Source organism: Paractinoplanes durhamensis (genome assembly GCF_016862175.1).
GTDB lineage: Bacteria > Actinomycetota > Actinomycetes > Mycobacteriales > Micromonosporaceae > Actinoplanes > Actinoplanes durhamensis.
In genome coordinates this window covers 117,031-137,865 of the sequence record NZ_BOML01000006.1, presented here as the reverse complement: position 1 = coordinate 137,865, position 20,835 = coordinate 117,031, and the positions used below count along the sequence as shown (strand labels likewise).

17 protein-coding genes are annotated in these 20,835 nt (G+C 71.6%); 11 read left to right on the top strand and 6 right to left on the bottom strand.

Annotated features, from left to right (window positions below; translation table 11 throughout):
• Nucleotides 1–17: 17 nt before the first annotated feature.
• The 4 genes from Adu01nite_RS03525 to Adu01nite_RS03510 all read left to right on the top strand — a co-directional run bounded on the left by Adu01nite_RS03525 (nucleotide 18) and on the right by Adu01nite_RS03510 (nucleotide 9,867).
• The gene (locus Adu01nite_RS03525) at nucleotides 18–1,103 is read left to right on the top strand and encodes a hypothetical protein (protein ID WP_203724759.1); all 1,086 of its coding nucleotides are present in this window, start codon (nucleotides 18–20) and stop codon (nucleotides 1,101–1,103) included.
• 337 nt (nucleotides 1,104–1,440) lie between these two features.
• Nucleotides 1,441–2,463 (top strand): LacI family DNA-binding transcriptional regulator, encoded by a 1,023-nt coding sequence (locus Adu01nite_RS03520; protein WP_203724758.1) that lies wholly within the window; start codon nucleotides 1,441–1,443, stop codon nucleotides 2,461–2,463.
• A gap of 34 nt (nucleotides 2,464–2,497) precedes the next feature.
• Nucleotides 2,498–6,424 carry an ATP-dependent helicase gene (locus Adu01nite_RS03515; protein WP_203724757.1) on the top strand — a complete coding sequence of 1,309 codons (3,927 nt, stop codon included), beginning with the start codon at nucleotides 2,498–2,500 and terminating at the stop codon, nucleotides 6,422–6,424.
• The gene (locus Adu01nite_RS03510; protein ID WP_203724756.1) at nucleotides 6,421–9,867 is read left to right on the top strand and encodes an ATP-dependent helicase; all 3,447 of its coding nucleotides are present in this window, start codon (nucleotides 6,421–6,423) and stop codon (nucleotides 9,865–9,867) included. Before Adu01nite_RS03515 ends, Adu01nite_RS03510 begins: the two co-directional genes overlap by 4 nt.
• 8 nt (nucleotides 9,868–9,875) lie before the next feature.
• Here Adu01nite_RS03510 and Adu01nite_RS03505 read toward each other — a convergent pair whose 3' ends face one another.
• Entirely contained in the window at nucleotides 9,876–10,286 is a 411-nt protein-coding gene (locus Adu01nite_RS03505) for a pilus assembly protein CpaE (protein ID WP_203724755.1), read from the bottom strand.
• A gap of 222 nt (nucleotides 10,287–10,508) precedes the next feature.
• Between Adu01nite_RS03505 and cspE the strand changes: the two genes are divergently transcribed.
• Nucleotides 10,509–10,712, top strand: coding sequence for a transcription antiterminator/RNA stability regulator CspE (gene cspE / locus Adu01nite_RS03500; protein WP_203724754.1), 204 nt, complete (start codon nucleotides 10,509–10,511; stop codon nucleotides 10,710–10,712).
• A 101-nt stretch (nucleotides 10,713–10,813) separates the two neighbouring features.
• Here the strand turns inward: cspE and Adu01nite_RS03495 are convergent, their stop codons facing one another.
• Nucleotides 10,814–11,527 carry a lysophospholipid acyltransferase family protein gene (locus Adu01nite_RS03495; RefSeq protein WP_203724753.1) on the bottom strand — a complete coding sequence of 238 codons (714 nt, stop codon included), beginning with the start codon at nucleotides 11,525–11,527 and terminating at the stop codon, nucleotides 10,814–10,816.
• A gap of 118 nt (nucleotides 11,528–11,645) precedes the next feature.
• Between Adu01nite_RS03495 and Adu01nite_RS48360 the strand changes: the two genes are divergently transcribed.
• The gene (locus tag Adu01nite_RS48360) at nucleotides 11,646–11,768 is read left to right on the top strand and encodes a hypothetical protein (RefSeq protein WP_275414616.1); all 123 of its coding nucleotides are present in this window, start codon (nucleotides 11,646–11,648) and stop codon (nucleotides 11,766–11,768) included.
• Nucleotides 11,769–11,828: 60 nt separating this feature from the next.
• Nucleotides 11,829–12,719 carry a hypothetical protein gene (locus Adu01nite_RS03490; RefSeq protein ID WP_203724752.1) on the top strand — a complete coding sequence of 297 codons (891 nt, stop codon included), beginning with the start codon at nucleotides 11,829–11,831 and terminating at the stop codon, nucleotides 12,717–12,719.
• Nucleotides 12,720–12,722: 3 nt separating this feature from the next.
• Here the strand turns inward: Adu01nite_RS03490 and Adu01nite_RS03485 are convergent, their stop codons facing one another.
• Genes Adu01nite_RS03485 through Adu01nite_RS03470 form a run of 4 tightly spaced genes read right to left on the bottom strand, consistent with a single transcriptional unit; the run spans nucleotide 12,723 to nucleotide 16,006 of the window.
• Complete coding sequence (locus tag Adu01nite_RS03485; protein WP_203724751.1) at nucleotides 12,723–13,661, bottom strand: ABC transporter permease; 939 nt, start codon at nucleotides 13,659–13,661, stop codon at nucleotides 12,723–12,725.
• Complete coding sequence (locus Adu01nite_RS03480) at nucleotides 13,651–14,442, bottom strand: ABC transporter ATP-binding protein (protein WP_379130972.1); 792 nt, start codon at nucleotides 14,440–14,442, stop codon at nucleotides 13,651–13,653. The genes Adu01nite_RS03485 and Adu01nite_RS03480 overlap by 11 nt, the downstream gene beginning before the upstream one ends.
• Nucleotides 14,443–14,460: 18 nt before the next feature.
• A complete protein-coding gene (locus Adu01nite_RS03475; protein WP_203724750.1) occupies nucleotides 14,461–15,567 on the bottom strand; it encodes an ABC transporter substrate-binding protein in 1,107 nt (368 codons plus the stop codon).
• A 7-nt stretch (nucleotides 15,568–15,574) separates the two neighbouring features.
• A complete protein-coding gene (locus Adu01nite_RS03470) occupies nucleotides 15,575–16,006 on the bottom strand; it encodes an RrF2 family transcriptional regulator (protein ID WP_203724749.1) in 432 nt (143 codons plus the stop codon).
• 181 nt (nucleotides 16,007–16,187) lie between these two features.
• Here Adu01nite_RS03470 and Adu01nite_RS03465 point away from each other — a divergent pair, with 181 nt between their 5' ends.
• From Adu01nite_RS03465 to Adu01nite_RS03450, 4 genes are all read left to right on the top strand, one after another.
• The gene (locus Adu01nite_RS03465; protein ID WP_203724748.1) at nucleotides 16,188–17,495 is read left to right on the top strand and encodes a M16 family metallopeptidase; all 1,308 of its coding nucleotides are present in this window, start codon (nucleotides 16,188–16,190) and stop codon (nucleotides 17,493–17,495) included.
• Nucleotides 17,492–18,811: a M16 family metallopeptidase gene (locus tag Adu01nite_RS03460; RefSeq protein WP_203724747.1), complete on the top strand. Its 1,320-nt coding sequence runs from the start codon at nucleotides 17,492–17,494 to the stop codon at nucleotides 18,809–18,811. Before Adu01nite_RS03465 ends, Adu01nite_RS03460 begins: the two co-directional genes overlap by 4 nt.
• Nucleotides 18,808–19,770: an NAD(+) diphosphatase gene (nudC, locus tag Adu01nite_RS03455; protein ID WP_239132108.1), complete on the top strand. Its 963-nt coding sequence runs from the start codon at nucleotides 18,808–18,810 to the stop codon at nucleotides 19,768–19,770. The genes Adu01nite_RS03460 and nudC overlap by 4 nt, the downstream gene beginning before the upstream one ends.
• Before the next feature lie 135 nt (nucleotides 19,771–19,905).
• Nucleotides 19,906–20,760 carry a phytanoyl-CoA dioxygenase family protein gene (locus Adu01nite_RS03450; RefSeq protein ID WP_239132107.1) on the top strand — a complete coding sequence of 285 codons (855 nt, stop codon included), beginning with the start codon at nucleotides 19,906–19,908 and terminating at the stop codon, nucleotides 20,758–20,760.
• Nucleotides 20,761–20,835 lie beyond the last annotated feature (75 nt).

Here is a 20,835-nt window from a genome sequence, read left to right as displayed (position 1 = left end):
GCTAGGTTCCCCGGTTTGTGACGGCCACATCGACCCAGGCCCTGCTCGAGATCATCCGCTGGTCGGCACCGCCCGCCCCGGTCAACTGGCGCGCGGTGCAGAAGGCGGTCGGGGTCACCTATCCCGCCGAGTTCCGGGAGGTGGCCGACGCGCTGCCGCCCGGCAGCTTCCAGACCTTCCTCTCGCTGCTGCACCCCACATCCCATAAACCGAGGGTGTACGCCGAGGAGCTGCTCGGCTATGCGGGCATGCTGAGCAGCTCGGCCGATTCATCCTTTCCGTACCCGATCTACCCGGCGGCCGGCGGCCTCCTGCCGTGGGCCGTGGTCGGCTTCGACTACATCATCTGCTGGCTGACCGAGGGCGACGATCCGGACGCGTGGCCGGTCGTGATCTGCTCCGCGCACCTGTCCGAGTGGCAGGTCCACCGGATGTCCACGGCCGAGTTCCTGCGGGCGGTGCTGACCGTCCCGTCGCCGATCGAGTTGCTCGACTACGTGGCCGAGGCGCAGCAACCGCCCTCGTACATCGGTGTCGACGGCGCGCAGTCCGATCAGGCCGGCCCGGACGAGCGGTACTGGGTCCGGGAGGCCGAGGGCCGGACGCTGATCGGCCCGGCCGACGCCGTCGAGCAGTTGCGCGAGCTGGTCACGCCGGCGCCGCCGGCCGTCCCGGACTGGTACGACGTCTGGATGAAGGTGCAGGGCAAGATCGGCTGGCCGCCGCCGGCGGACTACCAGCACCTGGTCGAGGAGCTGGGGGCGATCACGGTCGGCGGAGTCACGGTGGCGGTGCCGGGCGGCCCGGTCGACCTGGTCGGCACGTACGAGAAGCTGCGCCGCCGGGTGAACCGGGAGCTCGCGGCGGCCGGCGGCCCGCCCGGTCCGGTGTGGCCCGCCAAGTTCGGTGTCCTGCGCTGGGCCGACATCGCCGGCGGCGGGCACGTCTGCTGGCTGGCCGTCTCGCCGGACCCGGACACCTGGCCGGTCATCGTCCTCGACGCGGAGCTGCGCCGGCACGTGCTCCACATGATGACCGCGTCCCGTTTCCTTCTCGAACTCGCCACGAATCCGGACGCGATCGTGCTGGAGCCGCCGGGCTGAGATGCGTCACGCCGGATGGGTGTCACCACACCCACCCGGCGTGACCAGAGCCCCGGCGAGCCCGCCGGATCACCCGGGGGCGCACTCGGACACGCTCTCACCGGACGCGCTCGGTGCCGCTCACTCCGTTTGACCCGACGGGGTCGCAACTCGCCGGGGCGCGGGTGGCCCCTGCCGAACCGGTGCGATGCGGCGCTGCCGGTCCGGCAGGGGGCCTGTTATCGCTGGATAGCCTGAGGCCGACCCTGCTCTCCTGTGCCGGTGGGCGTCAAGGTATGTCGATCAGTCACTACCTGGGACGTTTCGCGCACTCTGCACGGCATGGAACACTGCGAGGATGCCGCCGCAGAGGGCCACCCTTCTGCAGGTCGCGCAGCGGGCCGGGGTGTCCCGCAGCACGGCCTCCTTCGTCCTGACCGGCCGGCACAAGGACATGCGGATCTCCGAGGACGCCCGGCAGCGGGTTCTCCGGGCCGCTCAGGAGCTGGACTACCGGCCCAACCTGATGGCCCGCAGCCTGCGCACCAAGGTGACCAAGACGGTCGCGATGATCTCCGACACCATCGCCACCGACCAGTACGCCGGCCGCATGATCCACGGCAGCCTCACCGCCGCCGTGGCGAGCGGATACCTGCTGTTCATCGCCGAGACCGACGGCGACCCGGTGGTCGAGGAGAAGCTGATCGCCGACTTCGTCGACCGGCAGGTGGACGCGTTCCTCTACGCCAGCATGTTCACCCGGCAGGTGCGGCTGCCCAAGGCGCTGCGCGACCGGAACGTGGTGCTGCTCAACTGCCTCACCCGGGCCGCGCAGCCGGCCCACCACACGATCATCCCGGACGAGCTGGGCGCCGGGCTGGCCGCCGCCCGTACCCTCCTCGACGCCGGTCATCGCCGGGGGATCTACCTGGTCGGGCACGTCCGCGAGCAGGTCTTCGCCGGCCGGGAGCGGCTCGCCGGCATCAACGAGGAACTCGGCGAGGCCGGAGCGCAGCTCGCCGGGACCATCCCGTGCGACTGGTGGCCCGACTCGGCGTACGACGCGGTCCGCCGGGCGCTCGCCGACGGCCTCGCCCCGAAGGCGCTGATCTGCCTGAACGACCGGGTGGCGCTCGGCGCCTACCAGGCGTTACGCGATACCGGGCGGACCATCCCCGAGGACGTCTCGGTGCTCTCCTTCGACGACTCCGACCTGGCCGCCTGGCTGCGGCCGCAGCTCACCAGCATCGCCCTGCCGCACTATCAGCTCGGCTGGCAGGCGATCGACACCCTGCTGGCCCCGCCGTCGCCGGCCAAGGTGCGGCGCCTGCCCATGCCCGTCCGGCTACGCGCCTCGGTCGCCGCACCGCCCGGCGACTGAACAAACGTCGTACCCGAGTGGTTTCCTGGACGCCGTGAGCACGCCGGCATCTTCCCCAGCGGTTCGCCGGCCTGCCTATCGACTGGTCCGCCGGCCGCGCCCGGCCGTGCCCGCGCTGCGCGGCGACGACCGGCAGCACTACGTGGCCGACCACGTCGACGGCCCACTGCTGGTGGTCGGCGGCCCCGGCACCGGCAAGACGACCACGCTCGTCGAGTCGGTCGCGGCCCGGATAGCCGAGGGCGTCGACCCCGAGCGCATCCTGATCCTCACCTTCGGCCGCCGCGGTGCCACCGCCCTGCGCGACCGCATCGAGGCCCGGATCGCCGGCACCCCCGGCCGCATCGTGCACGAGCCCCTGGTGCGGACGTTCCATGCCTACGCGTTCGCGCTCCTCCGCCGGGCCGCCGCCGAGCGTGGTGAGCCCTCACCCCGCCTGCTCACCGGCCCCGAGCAGGATCTGATCATCCGGGAGCTCCTGGCGGCGGTCGGCGACGACGAGACCCCCGACGAGATCGGCTGGCCGGAGGCGTTGCGCCCGGCCCTGCCGACCCGCGCCTTCGCCCAGCAGCTGCGTGACCTGATGCAGCGCGCGGCCGAGCGCGGCCTCGACGCGGCCGAGCTGGCCCGCATCGGCGAGCGGGTCGGCCGCGACGACTGGCCGGCCGCGGCCCGCTTCCTCCGGCAGTACGTCGCGGTGCTGGCCCTGCGTGACGTGACGACCCGGGGCTCGTCCGCCTACGACCCGGCCGAGCTGGTGCGGGCGGCGTCCGGCCTGCTCGCCGACGACCCCGAGCTGCTGACCGCCGAGCGAAACCGCCTGGCCTACGTCTACGTCGACGAGCTGGCCGACACCGACCCGGCCCAGACCGAGCTCCTGCACCTGGTCGCCGGCGGCGGCAAGCCGCTGGTCGCGTTCGCCGACCCGGATTCCTCCATCTACGGCTTCCGCGGCGCCGACCCGACGGTCGTCTCGACGTTCCCGCAGCGATTCCGCACGCCCTCCGGCGCCGTGGCCGAAACCATCACCCTGCACACGAACTACCGAGCCACCGCCCCCTTGCTCACCTCGACGACGAGGGTGGCCCGCCACATGCGCGGCCCGATCACCCACCGCCCGATGCACCCACCCCGCCTCGATGCGCCGCCCCCCGCCGTGGATGCACCCGGCGCGGAGGCCCCGGCGCCCGTTCCACCCAGCGCCGCATCGGCCAGAGCTCGCATCGCACCCGCACCGCGACCCGCGGGCGATGCATCGCCTCCCGCCGCACCCGCCGCGGCCGAGGCGGGCGCCGCCGCATCCATTTCCTCCCGTCCTTCTGACGATGAGGGCGCGGCGGGCGTGAGTGCAGCCGGCGATAGTGCGGCCGACCGTCGGGGGACCGCAGCCGGTGGCGATGCGAGGGCCGGCGCGATCGTGCGGACCTTCCGGTCGCCGACCTCGGAGACCGCCTACGTCGCCCACGCGCTGCGCGAGGCGCACCTTCTCGACGGTGTGCCGTGGTCCCGGATGGCCGTGGTGCTGCGGTCCACGTCGTTGCAGCTGCCGTCGATGCAGCGAGCCCTGGTCGCCGCGGGCGTGCCGACCGTCACCCACGCCGAGGACCTGCCACTGCACCTGCAGCCGGCGGTGGCGCCGTTCCTGCTGCTCCTGCGGTGTGCGCTCGACCCCGGCCTGCTCGACGAGGAAGCCGCCGTGGCGCTGCTGCACTCGCCGCTGGGCGGGGCCGACCCGCTCGCCGAGCGGCGGCTGCGGCAGGGGCTGCGGGCGCTGGCGCTCGCCGCCGGCGACCGGCGGCCGTCGGGCGAGCTGCTGGTCGACGCGGTGCGCGATCCCACCGGTCTGGACATGGTGGAGCGACGCTGGGCCAAGCCGGCCCAGACGGTGGCCCGGCTGGTCGTCGCCGCCCGGGAGTCGGCCGCCGCGCCGGGCGCGACGGCCGAGCAGGTGCTGTGGACCGTCTGGCGGGAGAGCGGGCTCTCCGACCGGTGGTACGGGTTGAGCACCCGCCCGGTCGCCTCCGACGACCCGGATGCGGGCCGGGCCCGGCAGTGGCGGGCCGAGGCGGCCGACCGTGACCTCGACTCGATGGTCGTCCTGTTCGATGCGGCCGCCCGGTTCGTCGACCGGCTGCCGGGCGCGCGCACCGAGGTCTTCCTCGACCACGTGCTCGGGCAGGACCTGCCGGCCGACTCGATCGCACCGAGCGCCGACCGCGGCGAGGCGGTGCGGCTGCTCACCGCGCACGCGGCCAAGGGCCTCGAGTGGGATGTGGTGGTGCTGGCCGGCGTGCAGGAGGGCATCTGGCCCGACCTGCGGCTCCGTGGCAGCCTGCTCGGCTCCGAGCGCCTGGTCGACTACCTCGCGGGCCGCGCCACCGGCGGCCGGGCGGCCGTGGTCGGCGAGACATCGGCCCTGCTCGACGAGGAGCGCCGGCTCTTCTACGTGGCCACCACCCGGGCCCGGCGCCGGCTGATCGTCACGGCCGTCGCGTCGGCCGGCGTCGGCGGCTCCGACGGCGAGGAGCAGCCCAGCCGCTTCCTCACCGAGCTGGCCCTCCCCATCCCGGGCCGCACCCCCGACGACGGCCCCCCGGACATCCCGCCACCCCCGGACCCACCCGACCCCGACCCCCGGGACACCGACCCCGACGGCCCGGCGGACCCCGACGGCCCGCGCGGCGGAGCTGACGATGCTCAGCCATCGGTCACCGATGGCGAAAAGCCCACCGAAGCCCCCGAAGCCGCGCCGGAAGACATCCGGCCTCCGTCGGAGCGCGACACCGAAGCCGCGCCGGAGCCGGCCGCGCCGGAGCCGGCCGCGCCGGAGCCGGCCGCGCCGGAGCCGGCCGAGCCGTGGGCCGGCGAGCACCTGGTGGAGCAGGGCCCGGGGGAGAGCGCGGTCGAGCCGGTCGGCGGCGGGGACGCCACGACCGCCGCCGACGAGCGGGTCGATGCCGCCATCGAGCTTCCGGTCGGTCGGGCGCCGCGGGCGCTGACGCTGGCCGGGCTGGTCGCCGAACTCCGTACCGTCGTGGTGGGGAAGGACCAGACGCCCAGCCGGCGGCGCGCCGCGGCCGCCGAGCTCGCCCGGCTGGCCGTCGCCGGTGTGCCGGGAGCGCACCCGGACGAGTGGTGGGGGCTGCGTCCGCTGTCCGACGACCGGCCACTCGTCGACGACGGGCAGCCGGTCAAGGTCACCCCGTCCTCGATGGAGAGTGCGCTGCGCTGCAGCCTGCGCTGGCTGCTCGAACGGCACGGCGGTGCCGGGCCGCCGGGCCCGGCCCAGGGCGTCGGCAACCTGGTGCACGCGGCGGCGATGCTCGCCGAGGATGCGAACGCCGACCGGGAGAAGCTGGTCGAGTATGTGTCGGCCCGGTTCGACGCGATCGAGCTGGCCGCGCGCTGGCTGGCCGGCCCGGAGCAGGAGCGCGCCCAGGGGATGGTCGACAAGCTGCTGCGCTGGCTGGCGGTCAACCCGCGGCGCCTGCTGGCGATCGAGCACGAGTTCACCGTGCGGCTGGAGGACGAGCAGCGGCCGATCCAGCTGACCGGCCGGGTCGACCGGCTCGAGGTGGACGAGGAGGGCCGGCTGGTCGTCATCGACCTGAAGACCGGCAAGACCACGACCGTTTCGACGGCCGATGTGGAGGAGCACGCTCAGCTGGCCGGTTACCAGGCGGCGGTGGCGGCGGGCGCCTTCGCCGACCACGGGCTGGAGAGCGGGGGCGCGGCGCTGGTGCAGCTCGGGCCGGGTAAGGACGCCCGCGAGCAGATGCAGCTGCCGCTGGCCGACGCGGTCGACCCGCAATGGGCGTACGCGATGGTCAAGCGCACCGCCGACACGATGGCGGCGGCGACGTTCTCGGCGGTGGCCAACAATCGTTGCCGGGTCTGCCCGGTCCGGACGAGCTGCCCGATTTCCGGCAAGGGGCGACAGGTAGTAGAAGATACGCAGTGACCCAGCCCAGCCTCTTCGCCGACGAACCGGCGGCGCCGCGCCGCCGTGCCGACTCGGGCCCGCGTTACACGCCGGCCGAGCTGGCCAGGCTGTTGCGCCTGCACCGGCCGACCGACGAGCAGACCGAGATCATCTCGGCGCCGGTGCGGCCGTTCCTGGTGGTGGCGGGGGCCGGTTCGGGCAAGACCGAGACGATGGCGTCCCGGGTGGTGTGGCTGGTCGCCAACGGCTATGCCCGGCCCGACCAGATCCTCGGCCTCACGTTCACCCGCAAGGCGTCCGGCGAGCTGGCCCACCGGGTCCGCACCCGCCTCGGCCAGCTGATCCGCCGGGTCGGCCGGGACGACGCGTTCGCCGGCGAGGCCACCATCTCGACCTATCACTCCTACGCGGCCCGGGTGGTGACCGAGCACGGCCTGCGGGCCGGCTACGAACCGTCGGCCCGGCTGCTCACCGAGGCCGCCCGCTGGCAGATCGTCGACTCGCTGGTGCGGTCGTACACCGGCGAGATGACCGGCCTGAACCGCGCGCCGGGCACGGTGACCGACGACGTCCTGGCCCTGTCGGGCGAGCTCGCCGAGCACCTGATCACGCCGGATGAGCTGGCCGCCTGGACCGGCCGGTTCTTCGCCGAGGTGCAGGTGTTGCCCGGCCGGGTCTACAAGGACGTCGCCGACACCCTGCAGCGCCAGCGCCACCGGCTCACCCTGCTGCCCCTGGTCCGGCTCTACGAGAAGCGCAAACTCGACCTGGAGGCGATGGACTTCGGCGACCAGATGGCGCGGGCCGCCCTGGTCGCGCGGGACCATCCGGCGGTCGGCGAGGTCGAGCGCGACCGGTTCCGCATCGTTCTCCTCGACGAATACCAGGACACCAGCCACGCCCAGGTGACGATGCTGAACAACCTGTTCGGCGGCGGCCATCCGGTGACCGCGGTCGGCGACCCGTGCCAGTCGATCTACGGCTGGCGGGGCGCCTCGGCCGGCACGCTGGAACGGTTCCCGGCGAATTTCCCGGACGCCCAGGGCAACGACGCCGCGGTGCTGGGCCTGACCAAGAGCTGGCGCAACCGCCCACAGATCCTCTCGGTGGCCAACCACCTCTCCCGGCCGCTGCGCTCGGCCGGAGCCCGGGTGGCCACGCTGGTCGCGGCGCCCACGGTCGCGCGAGACGTCGGGGGACGCACGGTGACTTGCGCACTCCTTTCGACGTACGCCGAGGAAGCCGAATGGATCGCCGACCAGATGCTGACCGCCTGGCGGATCTCGGCCGGCCTGCCGGAGGCGGCCGCCGAGGAGATCCCGGTGGAGAAACGTCCGACCAGCGCCGTGCTGGTCCGGGTGCGCAGCCAGATCCAGGCGATCGAGTCGGCGCTGCGCGACCGCGGCCTGCCGGTCGAGGTGGTCGGTCTGGGCGGCCTGCTCGACACGCCGGAGGTCCGCGATGTGACCTCGACGCTGCGCGTGCTGGCCGACCCGACCGACGGTGCCTCGCTGCTGCGGCTGCTGACCGGCCCGCGCTGGCGGATCGGCCCGCGGGACCTGGTCGCGCTGCATCGCCGGGCGCGTTCGCTGGCGGCGGCCCGCGCCGAGGTGGTCAACCGGGCCGACCCGGAGGAGATCCTCGGCGACCGGCTCGACGACGCCACCCTGATCGAGGCGATGGCCGATCTCGGTGCACCGCAACAGTTCTCGGCCGAGGGCTACCTCCGGCTCCGCGCGTTCAGCCGCGAGCTGAGTGCCCTCCGCCAGCGCCTCGACCAGCCGTTACCCGATCTGGTCGCGGACATCGAGCGCACCACCGGCCTCGATGTGGAGGTGGCGGTGCGCGGCTGGCAGGCCGGCGACGCCGGTCTGGCCCGCGGCCACCTGGACGCACTGGGTGACGTGGCGGCCCGCTACGGGGCCGAGACCGACGGCGGCACCCTCGCCGGTTTCCTCGCCTTCCTGGCCGCGGCCGAGGAGGAGGAACGCGGTCTGGAGCCGGGCCAGGTCGACGTGGTCGAGGGCGCCGTGCAGATCCTCACCGCCCACGCGGCGAAGGGCCTGGAGTGGGACGTGGTGTCGGTGGCCGGCCTCAGCAAGGGGGTCTGGCCGGGGATGACCCGCGGCACCGACCACTACCTGATGGGCATCGGCGTGCTGCCGTTCCCGTTGCGCGGCGACATGGACGGCCTGCCCCGGCTGGACCTGTCCGAGGCGGTCGACCAGAAGGGCGTGCTGGCCGCGGTGACGGCGTTCGGCCGGGCCTGGCGGGAGCACGACGAGCGTGAGGAACGCCGGCTCGCCTACGTGGCGGTGACCCGCCCTCGCCGGTTGCTGCTCTGCTCCGGCTACTGGTGGGGCGAGGCGGTGAAGCGCCCGCGCGGCCCGTCGGTCTTCCTCGACGAGATCCGGGCGACGTGTGCGGACGGCGCCGGCGTGGTGGACCGGTGGACCGCGGAGCCGGCCACCGACGCGACCAATCCGGCGACGGGCGAGGCGGAGCCGCGCGAGTGGCCGTTCGACCCGCTGGGCCGCCGCCGCCCGGCGATGACGGTGGCCGCCGACCTGATCCGCCGGATGATCGCCGACCCGGACGCCTCGGCCGCGGCGGCCTTCGCCGACCTGGCCACCCGCGATCCGGGGATCGCGGCCCGGGCCGGGTTCGCCGCCGATCTGGTCGGGATACCCGCGGCCGAGGAGAAGGACGAGATCCGCCGCGCGGTGGAGAACGCCGACACCGTTGCCGCCGCGGAGGACCCGGACATCGCCCGCTGGCGCCGGGAGGCCGGTCTGTTGCTGGCCGAGCGGGAGGAGCGGGCGCATCGGGACGGCCCGCTGGAGGTGGCGCTGCCCAGCCACCTGTCGGTCTCCCAATTGGTGGTGCTGCGCCGCGATCCGCAGGCGCTGGCCCGATCGCTGCGCCGTCCGCTGCCGCAGCGCCCGGCGCCGCAGGCCCGCCGCGGTACGGCGTTCCACGCCTGGCTGGAGCAGCGGTTCGGGTCGGCCCGCCTGATCGACATCGACGAGCTGCCGGGCGCCGCGGACGAGGACGCGGCCGCCGATGAGGAGCTGGCCGCGCTGCAGGAGGCGTTCCTGGCCGGCGAGTGGGCCGACCGCACCCCGGTCGAGGTCGAGGTCCCGTTCGCGACGTCGGTGGCGGGCGTGGTGGTGCGCGGCCGGATGGACGCGGTCTTCGCCGAGCCGGGCAACCGGTTCGACGTCATCGACTGGAAGACCGGCCGCCGCCCGTCCGGTGCCGAGGCGGAGGCGGCGGCCGTGCAGCTCGCCGCCTACCGGGTGGCGTGGGCGTCGCTGGCGGGCGTGCCGGTCGATCGGGTCAAGGCCGGTTTCCACTACGTACGCGAGCAGGTCACGGTCCGCCCGGCCGACCTGCTGGAGGCGGCGGCTCTGGCCGCCCTGATCGCCGAGGTCCCCGAGGTAGCCCTACCGGGCGACTAACAAGGGGATCAGGGAAGTCCGGCCGAGGCGAGCAGATGCAGCAGCGCCGCCGCGTACGCCTCGTCGGCCGTTGCCGCGGTGAACCGCCGCTCCTCGCCGAGAAGGTCGATCCGAGCCTCGTAGCCGGATTCGTCGCGACCCAGGCTCCGGAAGCTCCCGCCGAGCAGCTCCCGCAGCTGATCCTCGCGCGGCAACCAGGTCGTCTCGTCGATCTCCACGTCGTCGAGGGCCCACTCGGTGGTGCCGTTGAAGCCGATCACCCGGCCCTCCGGCGTCGTGTGCACCTCGATAGTCATGTTGCTCAGTACGAAGACCTCGTCATCGAGGTCCCGATCCGGTATCGCGAACCGGTCGCCCAGCGTGGGTTTCCAGGTCAGACCGGCTTCTTTGAGCTGCTGTGCCAGTTGTACGCCGATCACCGCTGAGACCTCTCTTCCGTGCTACGCTCCGCACGTTGTTCGTTTGGTTCCCAAGTACTTAGGAGCGCCTGTGGGGAAATTTGCCCAAGGCGCTCTTTGTCGTAACCCGGGTTTCTCCGGTACGGGCGATCAGTACGGCGACACGAGACTCGGGGAATCCGGGTTTTATTACCTCGCTCCCGTCCAGACTGGCGTGAGCGATCGACCGTCGAGGAGACGATCATGGTTACCGGCGTTGTGAAGTGGTTCAACGCGGACAAGGGGTTCGGGTTCATCACCCCCGACGACGGCGGCGCCGACGTCTTCGCCCACTTCTCCGCGATCCAGATGTCGGGTTACCGCAGCCTGGACGAGAACCAGCGGGTTGAGTTCGAGGTTACGCAGGGCCAGAAGGGCCCCCAGGCCGCCAACATCCGCGCGATCTGATTTCGGTCAGAACTGCGCTATCTTCTCTGACGGCGTCGCATCCCTCCGGGTTGCGACGCCGTTGCTTTTCCGCTTCGTCTGAGCTTTCCCGCGGGGAAAGCTCAGACGGCTGCTGCCTCCGGCAGCGGCGCCGTGCCACCCATGTGTGCGGGAAGCCACCAGCGATCGTCCGGGCCGGCCGGCTTGTCCGGGTACGCCTTCTGCACCGCGTCGAGCAGCACGGTGAGGCGCTCGCGCAGGATCGCGGTCAGTGCCTCCGGGGTCACGCCCTTGGCCAGCTCGATCGGCTCGCCGACCTTGATGAGCACCGGCACGTGCCGCTTGGTCAGTTCTTTCTTGTGGCCCTTGGTCCAGAGCCGGTGCGGACCCCACACCACCATCGGGATCAGCGGCACCTTGGCCGTGCGGGCCAGCCGGACCGCGCCCGACTTCATCCCCTTCACCGTGAACGACTCGCTGATCGTCGCCTCCGGGAAGACACCGACCACCTCGCCGTTCTTCAACGCGGTGGTGGCCTCGCGGAACGACGAGGCACCGGCATCCCGGTCGACCGGGATGTGCCGCATGCCGCGCATCAGCGGGCCGCTGATCCGGTGGTCGAAGACCGCCTTCTTGGCCATGAACCGGACCAGCCGCTTGGCCGGCTGGGCGGCGAGGCCGCAGAAGATGAAGTCGAGATAGCTCACGTGGTTACTCGCCAGCACCGCTCCACCCTCGAGCGGGATGTGCTCGGCGCCGTCGACCTCGATCCGCATGTCGAGCGCACGGAACATCGTCTTGGCTAAGCCGACGACCGGGGGATACACGAGTTCCATGGAGAGACGGTAGCGGAACATCCTGAAGATCGGCTGGGCTGGGGTGCAACCACTTGGGCGTCTGCAGCGTCTTAGTCGGTGACGCTCATTCCTGTGAACGGTCGCCGGGGGGATCCACATGCACAGCACGTCCGCTCGCCGCGAGCTCGGCTTCGTGCTCGCGCTTGCTTGCGCAGGCCTGGCGCTGGTTCTGGTGGTGGTCTTCACCCCTTGGTATACGGCGGTCCCACCGGTCGGGTGAGAGTCGGATGAGACCGGTGCCGTGACGCAATAGCAGCCGGCGTGGTGTTCACTGGGATTCATGTCTGAGCCGACCCCGGAGACGTTTTCCTGGCAGCAGCCGGGTGGACGGCTCACATCAGGCATGGTGACGGCTCCCAGCCGCCTGCCGTCCCCGCCGCCTCCGCCCGATTCGCCGGAGCAGGCCCCCGGCCCCGATGGGCCGCAGCGGCGCCGCCGTCAGATGCTGATCTTCGCGGGCATCGCCGGTGCGATCCTGGCGATCGGTCTGACCATCCTTCTCGTGCTGGTGTTCTCGTCCGGCGGCAATCCGTTTCGCGACAAGGCATCCGGCCCGGCCGACCTGCGGCCGCCGCTGGCCCGGGCCTGCCCGCCGCCGAACGCGTCCCCGAGCGCCGCGGCCACCCAGGCGCCGAGCACGCTGCCGCCGGAGAGCGGCGCGCGGACGGTCGACCCGGATGCCGGCATCTCCTACAAGTCGTACGGTGCGCCCTGGGTCTCGTGGAACACGGTGTGGCGGGCCGGGACGCTCGAGGTGCCCTACCGGGTCGGGCAGCATTTCGTGACCGAGCAGTACCAGGGCGGCGAATACCACGCCTCGATCCTGTCGGCGGCGGTGCCGGCCGCCGACAACGACGGCGGGATCGCCGACCTGGAGTGTGTGGGCCGGCAGGTGTCCGCGGACGTGCGCGCGGAGTATTACCCGCAGCCCAACACGATGGAGGCGATCCGGGACGAGCTGACCACGCTGGGCGGCCGGCCGGCCTGGGTGAGCGAGTTCCGGCTGCACTTCAGCCAAGCCGGACTGACCGCCACCGCCGAGTTGTCGGCAGTGGCGGTCATCGACGTCGGCAAGCCGACGGCCGCGGTCCTCTACGTCTCGATCCCGAACACGCACCAGCAGTTCGACTACGTGATCGACGACGTCTTCAAGTCGGTCCGGGTGCCGTAGCGGCTAATTGCCGGTCAGGCCCCAGCGCTTGCGCAGAGCGTTGTCGGCGGCGTTGAAGAGCACGTCGATCAGGATGCCGATGACCAGCACCACGATGATGTAACAGATCACCAGGCTGGAATCGGAAAGATCACGAGCTTGCTGCATGCGTACGCCGATGGAGAGCGCGCCGGGCACGATGACCAGCAGCTCACCGGCCATCAGGCTGCGCCAGGAGAACGCCCAGCCCTGCTTGAGCCCGGAGATGAAGGACGGCAGCGACGCCGGCAGGATCAGGTGCCGGTACTGCGCGATGCCCTTCATGCCGAGCACCTTGCCGACCCGCAGCCAGGTCCGCGGAACGTAGTCGATGCCGCTGATCAGACCGTTCGCCACCGAGGGCGCGGCGCCGATGATGACCACGAACATGATGGCGCTCTCGCTGATCTGGAACAGCAGGATGGCCAGCGGGAACCACATGATTGACGGCATCGTCTGCAGGCCGGTGATCAGCGAGCCGATCGCGGCCCGCAGCGGCGCGAACCGGGAGACCGCGGCGCCGACCACGGTGCCGATCAGCACGGCCAGCGCGAAGCCGGTGACCGCGCGCCGCAGCGTGAGTAGCACACCGTCCCAGAAGTCGCCGGTCCTGAGCACGTCGCCCAGATCGCCGAAGACGGTGCCCGGGCCGGGCAGCACGTAGTCCGGCTTCCACTTCGACCACACCACGATCTGCCAGACCAGCACCACGATCGCGATGGCCAGCAGCTTCGGCCAGGTGCTGCGCCAGATCCGCTTGCCGAGCGTGCCCTTGTCGCTCTTGGGCGCCAGCTCGAGCGCATCGAGGCCGCTGACCTGGTCGTTCTGCGGGTTGACCCCGACCTTCTCGACGGGCGGCGGGATCTCGCCCTCGCCGGCGGTGCCCTCGAGGCCCGCGCGGGCGGACGGATACTTAATGGGCATGGCGGGCGACCTCCGCGCGGAGCCGGTCGGTGATCTCGGCGGCCTGGCCGGAAACCTCGGGCGAGTCGATCCGCCGGGGGCGCTCGTGGGTGATCGGGTAGTCCTCGATCACTCGGCCGGGCCGACTGCTGAGCAGGATGACGCGGTCGCCGAGCCGCACCGCCTCGCGCACGTTGTGCGTCACGAACAGGACGGTCAGCTTCTGCTCCCGCCAGATCCGCTCCATCTCGTCGTGCAGGATGTCGCGGGTCATCGCGTCGAGCGCGCCGAACGGCTCGTCCATCAGCAGGATGTCGGCGTTCTGGGCGAGCGCACGGGCCAGCGCCACGCGCTGGCGCATGCCGCCGGAGAGCTCGTGCGGCCGCTTGTGGCCGAAGCCGCTCAGCCGCACGATCTCCAGCAACTCCTCGGCGCGCTTGCGCCGCTCGGCCTTGCCGACGCCCTGCAGCCGCAGCGGCAGCTCGACGTTGCCGGCGACCGAGAGCCACGGGAAGAGGGCGGCCTCCTGGAACATCAGCGAGACGTGCCGCCCGCCGATGTCCAGGGTGCCGCCAGTGATCTTGTCGAGCCCCGCGACCAGCGAGAGCAGCGTGCTCTTGCCACAACCGGAGGCGCCCAGCAGGCAGACGAACTCGCCCTGCTGGACGGTCAGCGAGACGCGGTCCAGGGCGAGCAGGGCGTTGCTGCCGGACCCGTACTGCTTGGAGACGTTCTCTAGGCGGACAACCGCGTCCCCGCGGCCGGTCACCGGCCGCGGGGTCTGGGTTTCAACAAGGCTCACTGGCTCTCCCTGGGAGGATCAGGCCGCAGCGTCGCTGACCGTCGGCTGGCCGGCTGCGGTCAGCAGCTGGTTCAGCGCATTGAGGTCGTAGATGCCCTTGAGGTCGACGGACTTGAGCAGGCCGACTTCCTCGGCGTGCTTGGCGCTGGTGTACAACGACGCGGCGATCGGGTCGGCGGTGAACGTCAGGTTCTTGAACGCGGCGGCCAGCACGTTGTCCTTGAGCGGCTTACCGCTGAGGGCCTCGATCTGGGCGTTGGCCGCCTTCTGGGCGTCCGCGTCGCTGGACTTGATGAAGTCGAGCGCCTTCAGGTGCCCCTGGATCAGCTTCGTGACCGTCCCCGGGTACTTCTTCAGGAACTCCTGGCTGACGATCACGTGGGTAGTGACGAACTGGCCGCTCGTGTCGGTCCACAGGTCCTTCTCGTTGACCAGCAGCTTGCCGCCGGCCTCGAGTTGATACCGGCTGAGGAACGGCTCCGGGACCCAGGCGCCGTCGATCGAGCCCTGCTGGAAGGCCTGCAGTGCGGTGGCGTTGTCCTGCGGCAGGATCGACACGTCGCCGCCGCCCTGGGCGTCGGCGTTGAGGTTGTTCGACTTGAGCCAGGCCCGCAGCGCGACGTCCTGGGTGTTGCCCAGCTGCGGGGTGGCGAGCTTCTTGCCCTTGAGGTCGGCGACGCCGTTGATGGTCGGCTTGACCACCAGGCCGGCACCGCCCGAGGTGCTGCCCGCGATGATCTTCAGGGACTGGCCCTTGGACTGCGACCAGCTGTTGATCGCCGGGTTCGGGCCGATGTAGGTGGCGTCGATCGCGCCGGAGACGAGCGCCTCGATCGCGGCCGGGCCGGCGTTGAAGGTCTTGGGGTCGAGCTTGGTGCTGCCCAGCGCCTCGGCGAAGAGGTTCTTGTTGACGCCGACCAGGGCGGGCGCGTGGGTGATGTTCGGGAAGTAACCCAGCCGGATCGCGGACGCCTCGGCGCCACCGGACGCGGACGTCGTGGGGGCTTCGTCGTCATCGTCGCCGCAAGCCGCGAGGGCGGATGCGGTCAGCAAAGCGCCGGCGATGGCGAACACTCGCCGCCGCGGTAGCCCAGCGCCCAGCTGCGGAAAGGTGGGGGAGCTCATCTCACTCCTAGTGTTTTATCGGGGAGGGTTGGTGCGTTTTGGCCAAGCGGGAGAGTTCGGCCAAGGTCTTGTGGTCGACGACGCCCTCGATGGCTTCCTCGACGGCGACCCACACGTCGCGTAGCCCGGAGGCCGCGCCGTGGTAGGTGGCAGTGGCGGTGGGCATGCCGCGGACGGTGGTCAACGCTCCACCGACCGCTCGGACGACGTCACCGACGGTGATCTCGGTGGCGGCCCGGGCGAGGGCGTAACCGCCGTCGACGCCGCGGTGGCTGTGCAGGAGGCCGGCACGCCGGAGATCGAGCAGGATCCCCTGTAAGAAGCTCAGTGGGATGTCCTGCGTCGCGGCCAGGCCGGCGGCCTTGACCAGGTGGGGATGCTCGGCCGTGATGGCGAGCATGGCTCGGACGGCATAGTCGGTGCGCGCCGACACATACACGATCCGGCCCTCCTCTCCGGTCTCCCGGTTGCGAAACTCTGCTTTACCTATCCGATGGATGGGAATAATGGACGAGGTGGGATTGCCGCGTCAAGGGCGGACCGCATAGCGGGACCGATCGAGTGAGCCTCCGGTGACCTGCCGTGGCCACGGCCTACACGCAGCGCGCTAATGTCAGTTCGTGGCGCGCAGCAGAAAGATCCCCGCAACGAAGTACCCGGTGGAGCGATTCACCCTGGACAACGGCTTGCGGGTGGTGCTCACGCCCGATCGCAGCGCCCCCGTCGTGGGGGTTGCGGTGGTCTACGACGTGGGCATCCGCTCCGAGCCGGAGGGGCGCACGGGCTTCGCCCACCTCTTCGAGCACCTGATGTTCCAGGGCTCGGAAAACCTCGAGAAGCTCGCCCACTTCCGGCATGTGCAGGGCGCCGGGGGCACCTTCAACGGCTCGACCCACCTCGATTACACCGACTACTTCGAGGTGCTGCCGGCCGGCGCCCTCGAACGGGCGCTCTTCCTCGAGGCCGACCGCATGCGCGGGCCGCGCCTCACCGAGGAAAACCTCCTCAACCAGATCGACGTGGTCAAGGAGGAGATCCGGGTCAACGTGCTGAACCGGCCGTATGGCGGGTTCCCCTGGCTCAAGCTCCCGCCGGTGATGTTCTCCACCTTCGCCAACTCGCACGACGGCTACGGCTCGTTCGGTGATCTGGACAGCGCCACCGTCGACGACGCCAAGGCCTTCTTCGACCGCTATTACGCCGCCGGCAACGCCACCCTGGCGGTGGCCGGTGACTTCGACGTGGCCGCGGCGACCGCGATGATCCAGCGGCACTTCGGCGACGTTCCGGCCCGCCCGGCCCCGAAGCTGCCCGACTTCGACGAGCCCGGCCTCGACGCCGAGCGCCGCGACGTCTACACCGACCGGCTCGCCCCGCTCGGTGGGGTGGCCAGCGCCTGGCGGGTGCCCGACCCGATCGCCGACTTCGCCGGCTACCTGCCGTTCGTGGTGCTCGCCGAGGTGCTCACCGACGGCGAGGCGTCCCGGCTGGTCGAGCGCCTGGTCCAGCGGGACCGCTCGGTGACCACCATCGGCGGTTACCTCGGCTTCATGGGCGACGAGTTCCAGGTGCGCAACCCGACCGCGCTGCTGCTGCAGGCGCACATGCCGCCCGGCGGCGATTCGGAGAAGGTGCTGCGCACCGTCGACGAGGAGATCGACCGGCTGGTCCACGACGGCCTCACCCCCGGCGAGCTCGAGCGCACCCAGGCCCGCATCGCCACCCACCTGCTGCGCGACACCGACGCGGTGCTCGGCCGGGCCCTGCCGATGGCTGTTCTGGAGTTGCAGCGCGGCCGCCCCGAGCTGCTCAACGAGCTGCCGAAGCTGGTCGGTGAGGTCACCGAGGCCCAGATCGTCACCGCCGCCGCCGCCCTGCGCCCCGACCGGCGCGCCACCGTCGAGGTCCTCCCCGGAGCTGCTTCATGAACGTCCATACCCTGCCCGACCTCGTCCCCGACGCCAAGCTCAAACTGCCCAAGCAGGTCGAGCGCACGCTGCCCGGCGGGCTGACGGTGATCGCCATCCGGCGCGCCTCGGTGCCGCTGGTCGAGCTGCGGTTGCGGGTGCCGTTCAGCAAGGCGCCGCTGCCCCGGGCGACCCTGCTGTCCCAGTCGCTGTTCACCGGCACCGGCACGATGTCGAGCATCGACATCGCGGCCGAGCTGCAGGCGGTCGGCGGCGGGCTGTCCGCGGGTCTCGACCCGGACCGGCTGCTGATCACCGGCAACGCGCTGGCCGGCGGGCTGGACCGGATGCTGGAGATCCTGGCCTCGGTGCTCACCGACCCGGCCTACCCGAAGGCCGAGGTCGCCACCGAGCGGGACCGCCTGGTCGACCACATCCAGGTGGCGCTCATGCAGCCCGCGCACCTGGCCCGGACGGCGCTGCTCAAGCGGATGTACGGCAACCACCCGTACGCGGTGCAGACTCCCGAGCCCGAGCAGGTCCGCGCGGTCCGCCCCGGCCAGCTGCGCAGCCTGCACGCCGACCGGGTCCGGCCGAACGGCGCGGTGCTGGTGCTGGTCGGCGACATCAACCCGGAGAAGGCGATCGATGCCGCCGAGAAGGCACTCGGCAGCTGGACCGGCCCCGGCCGGGACGAGACGACGCCGGCCGTGCCGCCGCTCGAGCCCGGCCCGCTGCTGCTGGTCGACCGGCCCGGCTCGGTGCAGTCCTCGCTGCGGATGGCGCTGCCCGCGGTGCCCCGCACCGACCCGCAGTACGCTCCGCTCCAACTGGCCAACCTGATCTTCGGCGGCTACTTCTCCTCCCGCTGGGTGGAGAACCTCCGCGAGGACAAGGGCTACACGTACGGCCCGCACACCTCGATCGAGCACTACCTGGCCGGCTCGGCACTGATGGTCGCGGCCGAGGTCGCCACCGAGGTGACCGGCCCGTCGCTGCTGGAGACCCTCTACGAGCTGGGCCGCATCGCCAGCCTCCCGCCCGGCGAGGAGGAGCTCGAGCAGGCCCGCAACTACGCCCTCGGCACCCTGCGGCTGGGCATGTCCACCCAGGCCGGGCTGGCCGGCCTGGCGAGCATGTATGCGAGCTTCGGCCTGCGCCTGGAGCACCTGCGCGAACACTCGGCCGCGCTGGCCACCACGACGCTCGACCAGGTCGCCGACGTGGCGTCCCGCTTCCTGGCCCCGGCCCAGGCGGTCACCGTCGTCCTGGGCGATGCCGAGAAGATCGCCGCGCCGCTGTCCGCGCTCGCCACGGTCGAGCAAGGCGCCGCGTGACCATCCCGCCGGAGTTCGCCGGCAACGTCCCGCCGCTGGCCCGGGGCACCCTCGACCGGTCCGCCCTGCGGCGCCGGGACGAGACCTGGCTCGCCGACGCCTGGACCGGTGGCCAGGTGATCGTGGTCGACCTGACGAAGGGCGGCCGGGCCCTGGTCGCCGACCGGCCGGACGGCAGCGCCGGGCTGGTGCTGCTGCCCGCGACCGAGGCGCCGGAGGGCGAGCACTGGTTCCTCGGCGTCGACCCGGACGGCACCTCGCTCTGGACGGTGAGCGCGCCGTTGCCGGAAATCGACGGCACCCGGCCGGCCAGCCTGCGCGACGTCGGCCATCTGCTCGACAACCGGGACGCGGGCCTGTTCACGGCCGCGGCGGCGCTCGGCAACTGGCACCTCAGCCATCGGTTCTCGCCGCGCACCGGGTTGCCCACCGAGGTGGTCGAGGCCGGCTGGGCCCGGCGCGACGCCGAGGGCAACATGATGTGGCCGCGCACCGATCCGGCGATGATCGTGCTGGTGCACGACGGGGTGGCCGGCCCGGCCGGCCGCTGCCTGCTCGGGCACAACGCCACCTGGGGCACCACGGCGGACGAGGTGCGCCGGTTCTCCTGCCTGGCCGGTTACGTCGAGCCCGGCGAGTCGGCCGAGGCGGCGGTCTGGCGCGAGGTGGCCGAGGAGGTGGGCATCGGGCTGACCGGTTTGACGTATTCGGGAAGCCAGTCGTGGCCGTTCCCCGGCTCGCTGATGCTCGGTTTCCACGCCACCGCCGACCCGGACACGCCGATGCGCCTCGACCCGGAGGAGATCGACGAGGCTCACTGGTTCACGCGGGACGACGTCGCCAAGATGATCGCCGGGGGCTTTGTTCACCCGGATACGGGCATCAGGATGAGCCTTCCTATGCGATCCTCTATCGCGTTCTACCTGATTGAGACCTGGTTGGGCGGTTTCGGCCGATAGTGGATCGAAGTTGCTCTAAGTAGAGAAGTTTTCTGCTTCCCGAGTAACCAAAACGGGCCTCCACCGCGTCTCGAAATACAAAGACCGAGAGGTGGATATTCGATGACGCAGGTGGAAGCGCCCGCATGGACCCCCATGACGGACGACGAGCGTGCCCAGTTCGACCGGGACGGAATCCTCGTCGTTCCTGGGGTGCTCAGCGAGAGCGAGATCGAGAAGGGGCAGAACGCGATCCAGGGCGCGTACGAGCGGGCGCAGCAGCCCGGCGGCCACGGCCTTAACGCGACCGGCGCCCTGCACCAGCTCTCCGCGATCACGTCGGTCCCCGAGCTGGCCTACCTGATCGATCACCCGACCGCGTTCAAGTACATCTGGTCGCTGCTGGGCTGGAACATTCACATCTACCACTCCCACGTGGACGTGCACCCGCAGATCCACGAGAAGACCAAGGAGTGGTGGCACTGGCACCAGGACGGTGGCCGGCAGAACCGCGAGATCGAGACCGACCCGCGCCCGATGTTCTCGGTGAAGCTGGCGTTCTGGTTCTCCGACGTGAGCGAGACCGGTCGCGGCAACTTCACCGTGATCCCCGGTAGCCACAAGACCAACTGGCTGCCCGGCCCGCCGAGCCGGGGCGTTCCGTGGCCGGAGCCCGAGGGCGCGACCCAGATCACCGCGAACCCCGGCGACCTGGTCGTCTTCGACCGCCGCATCTGGCACGCGCGCTCGGACAACTACTCGCCCTTCACCCGCATGGGCGCGTTCTTCGGCTACACCCCGCGCTGGATCGCCGGTCGCGACGACATCGCCGACCTGCCGAAGCAGGACTGGTTCGACAGCCTCAACCCGGTGCAGAAGCAGCTCCTCGGTCACGCCGGCGACGGCAGCGGTGACCACGCCTGGGGCCACTTCCCGGAGACCACCCCGCTCTACGGTGCGCTCAAGGAGCGGGGCCTGCTCGACTCGAGCATTCCGGCTCTCATCCCGTAAGCACCCGTTAGAGTGCCCCATGTGGGGCAAACCGGGACATTAGACAAAGCGGCGACCGCGGCGGGCCGGCTCATC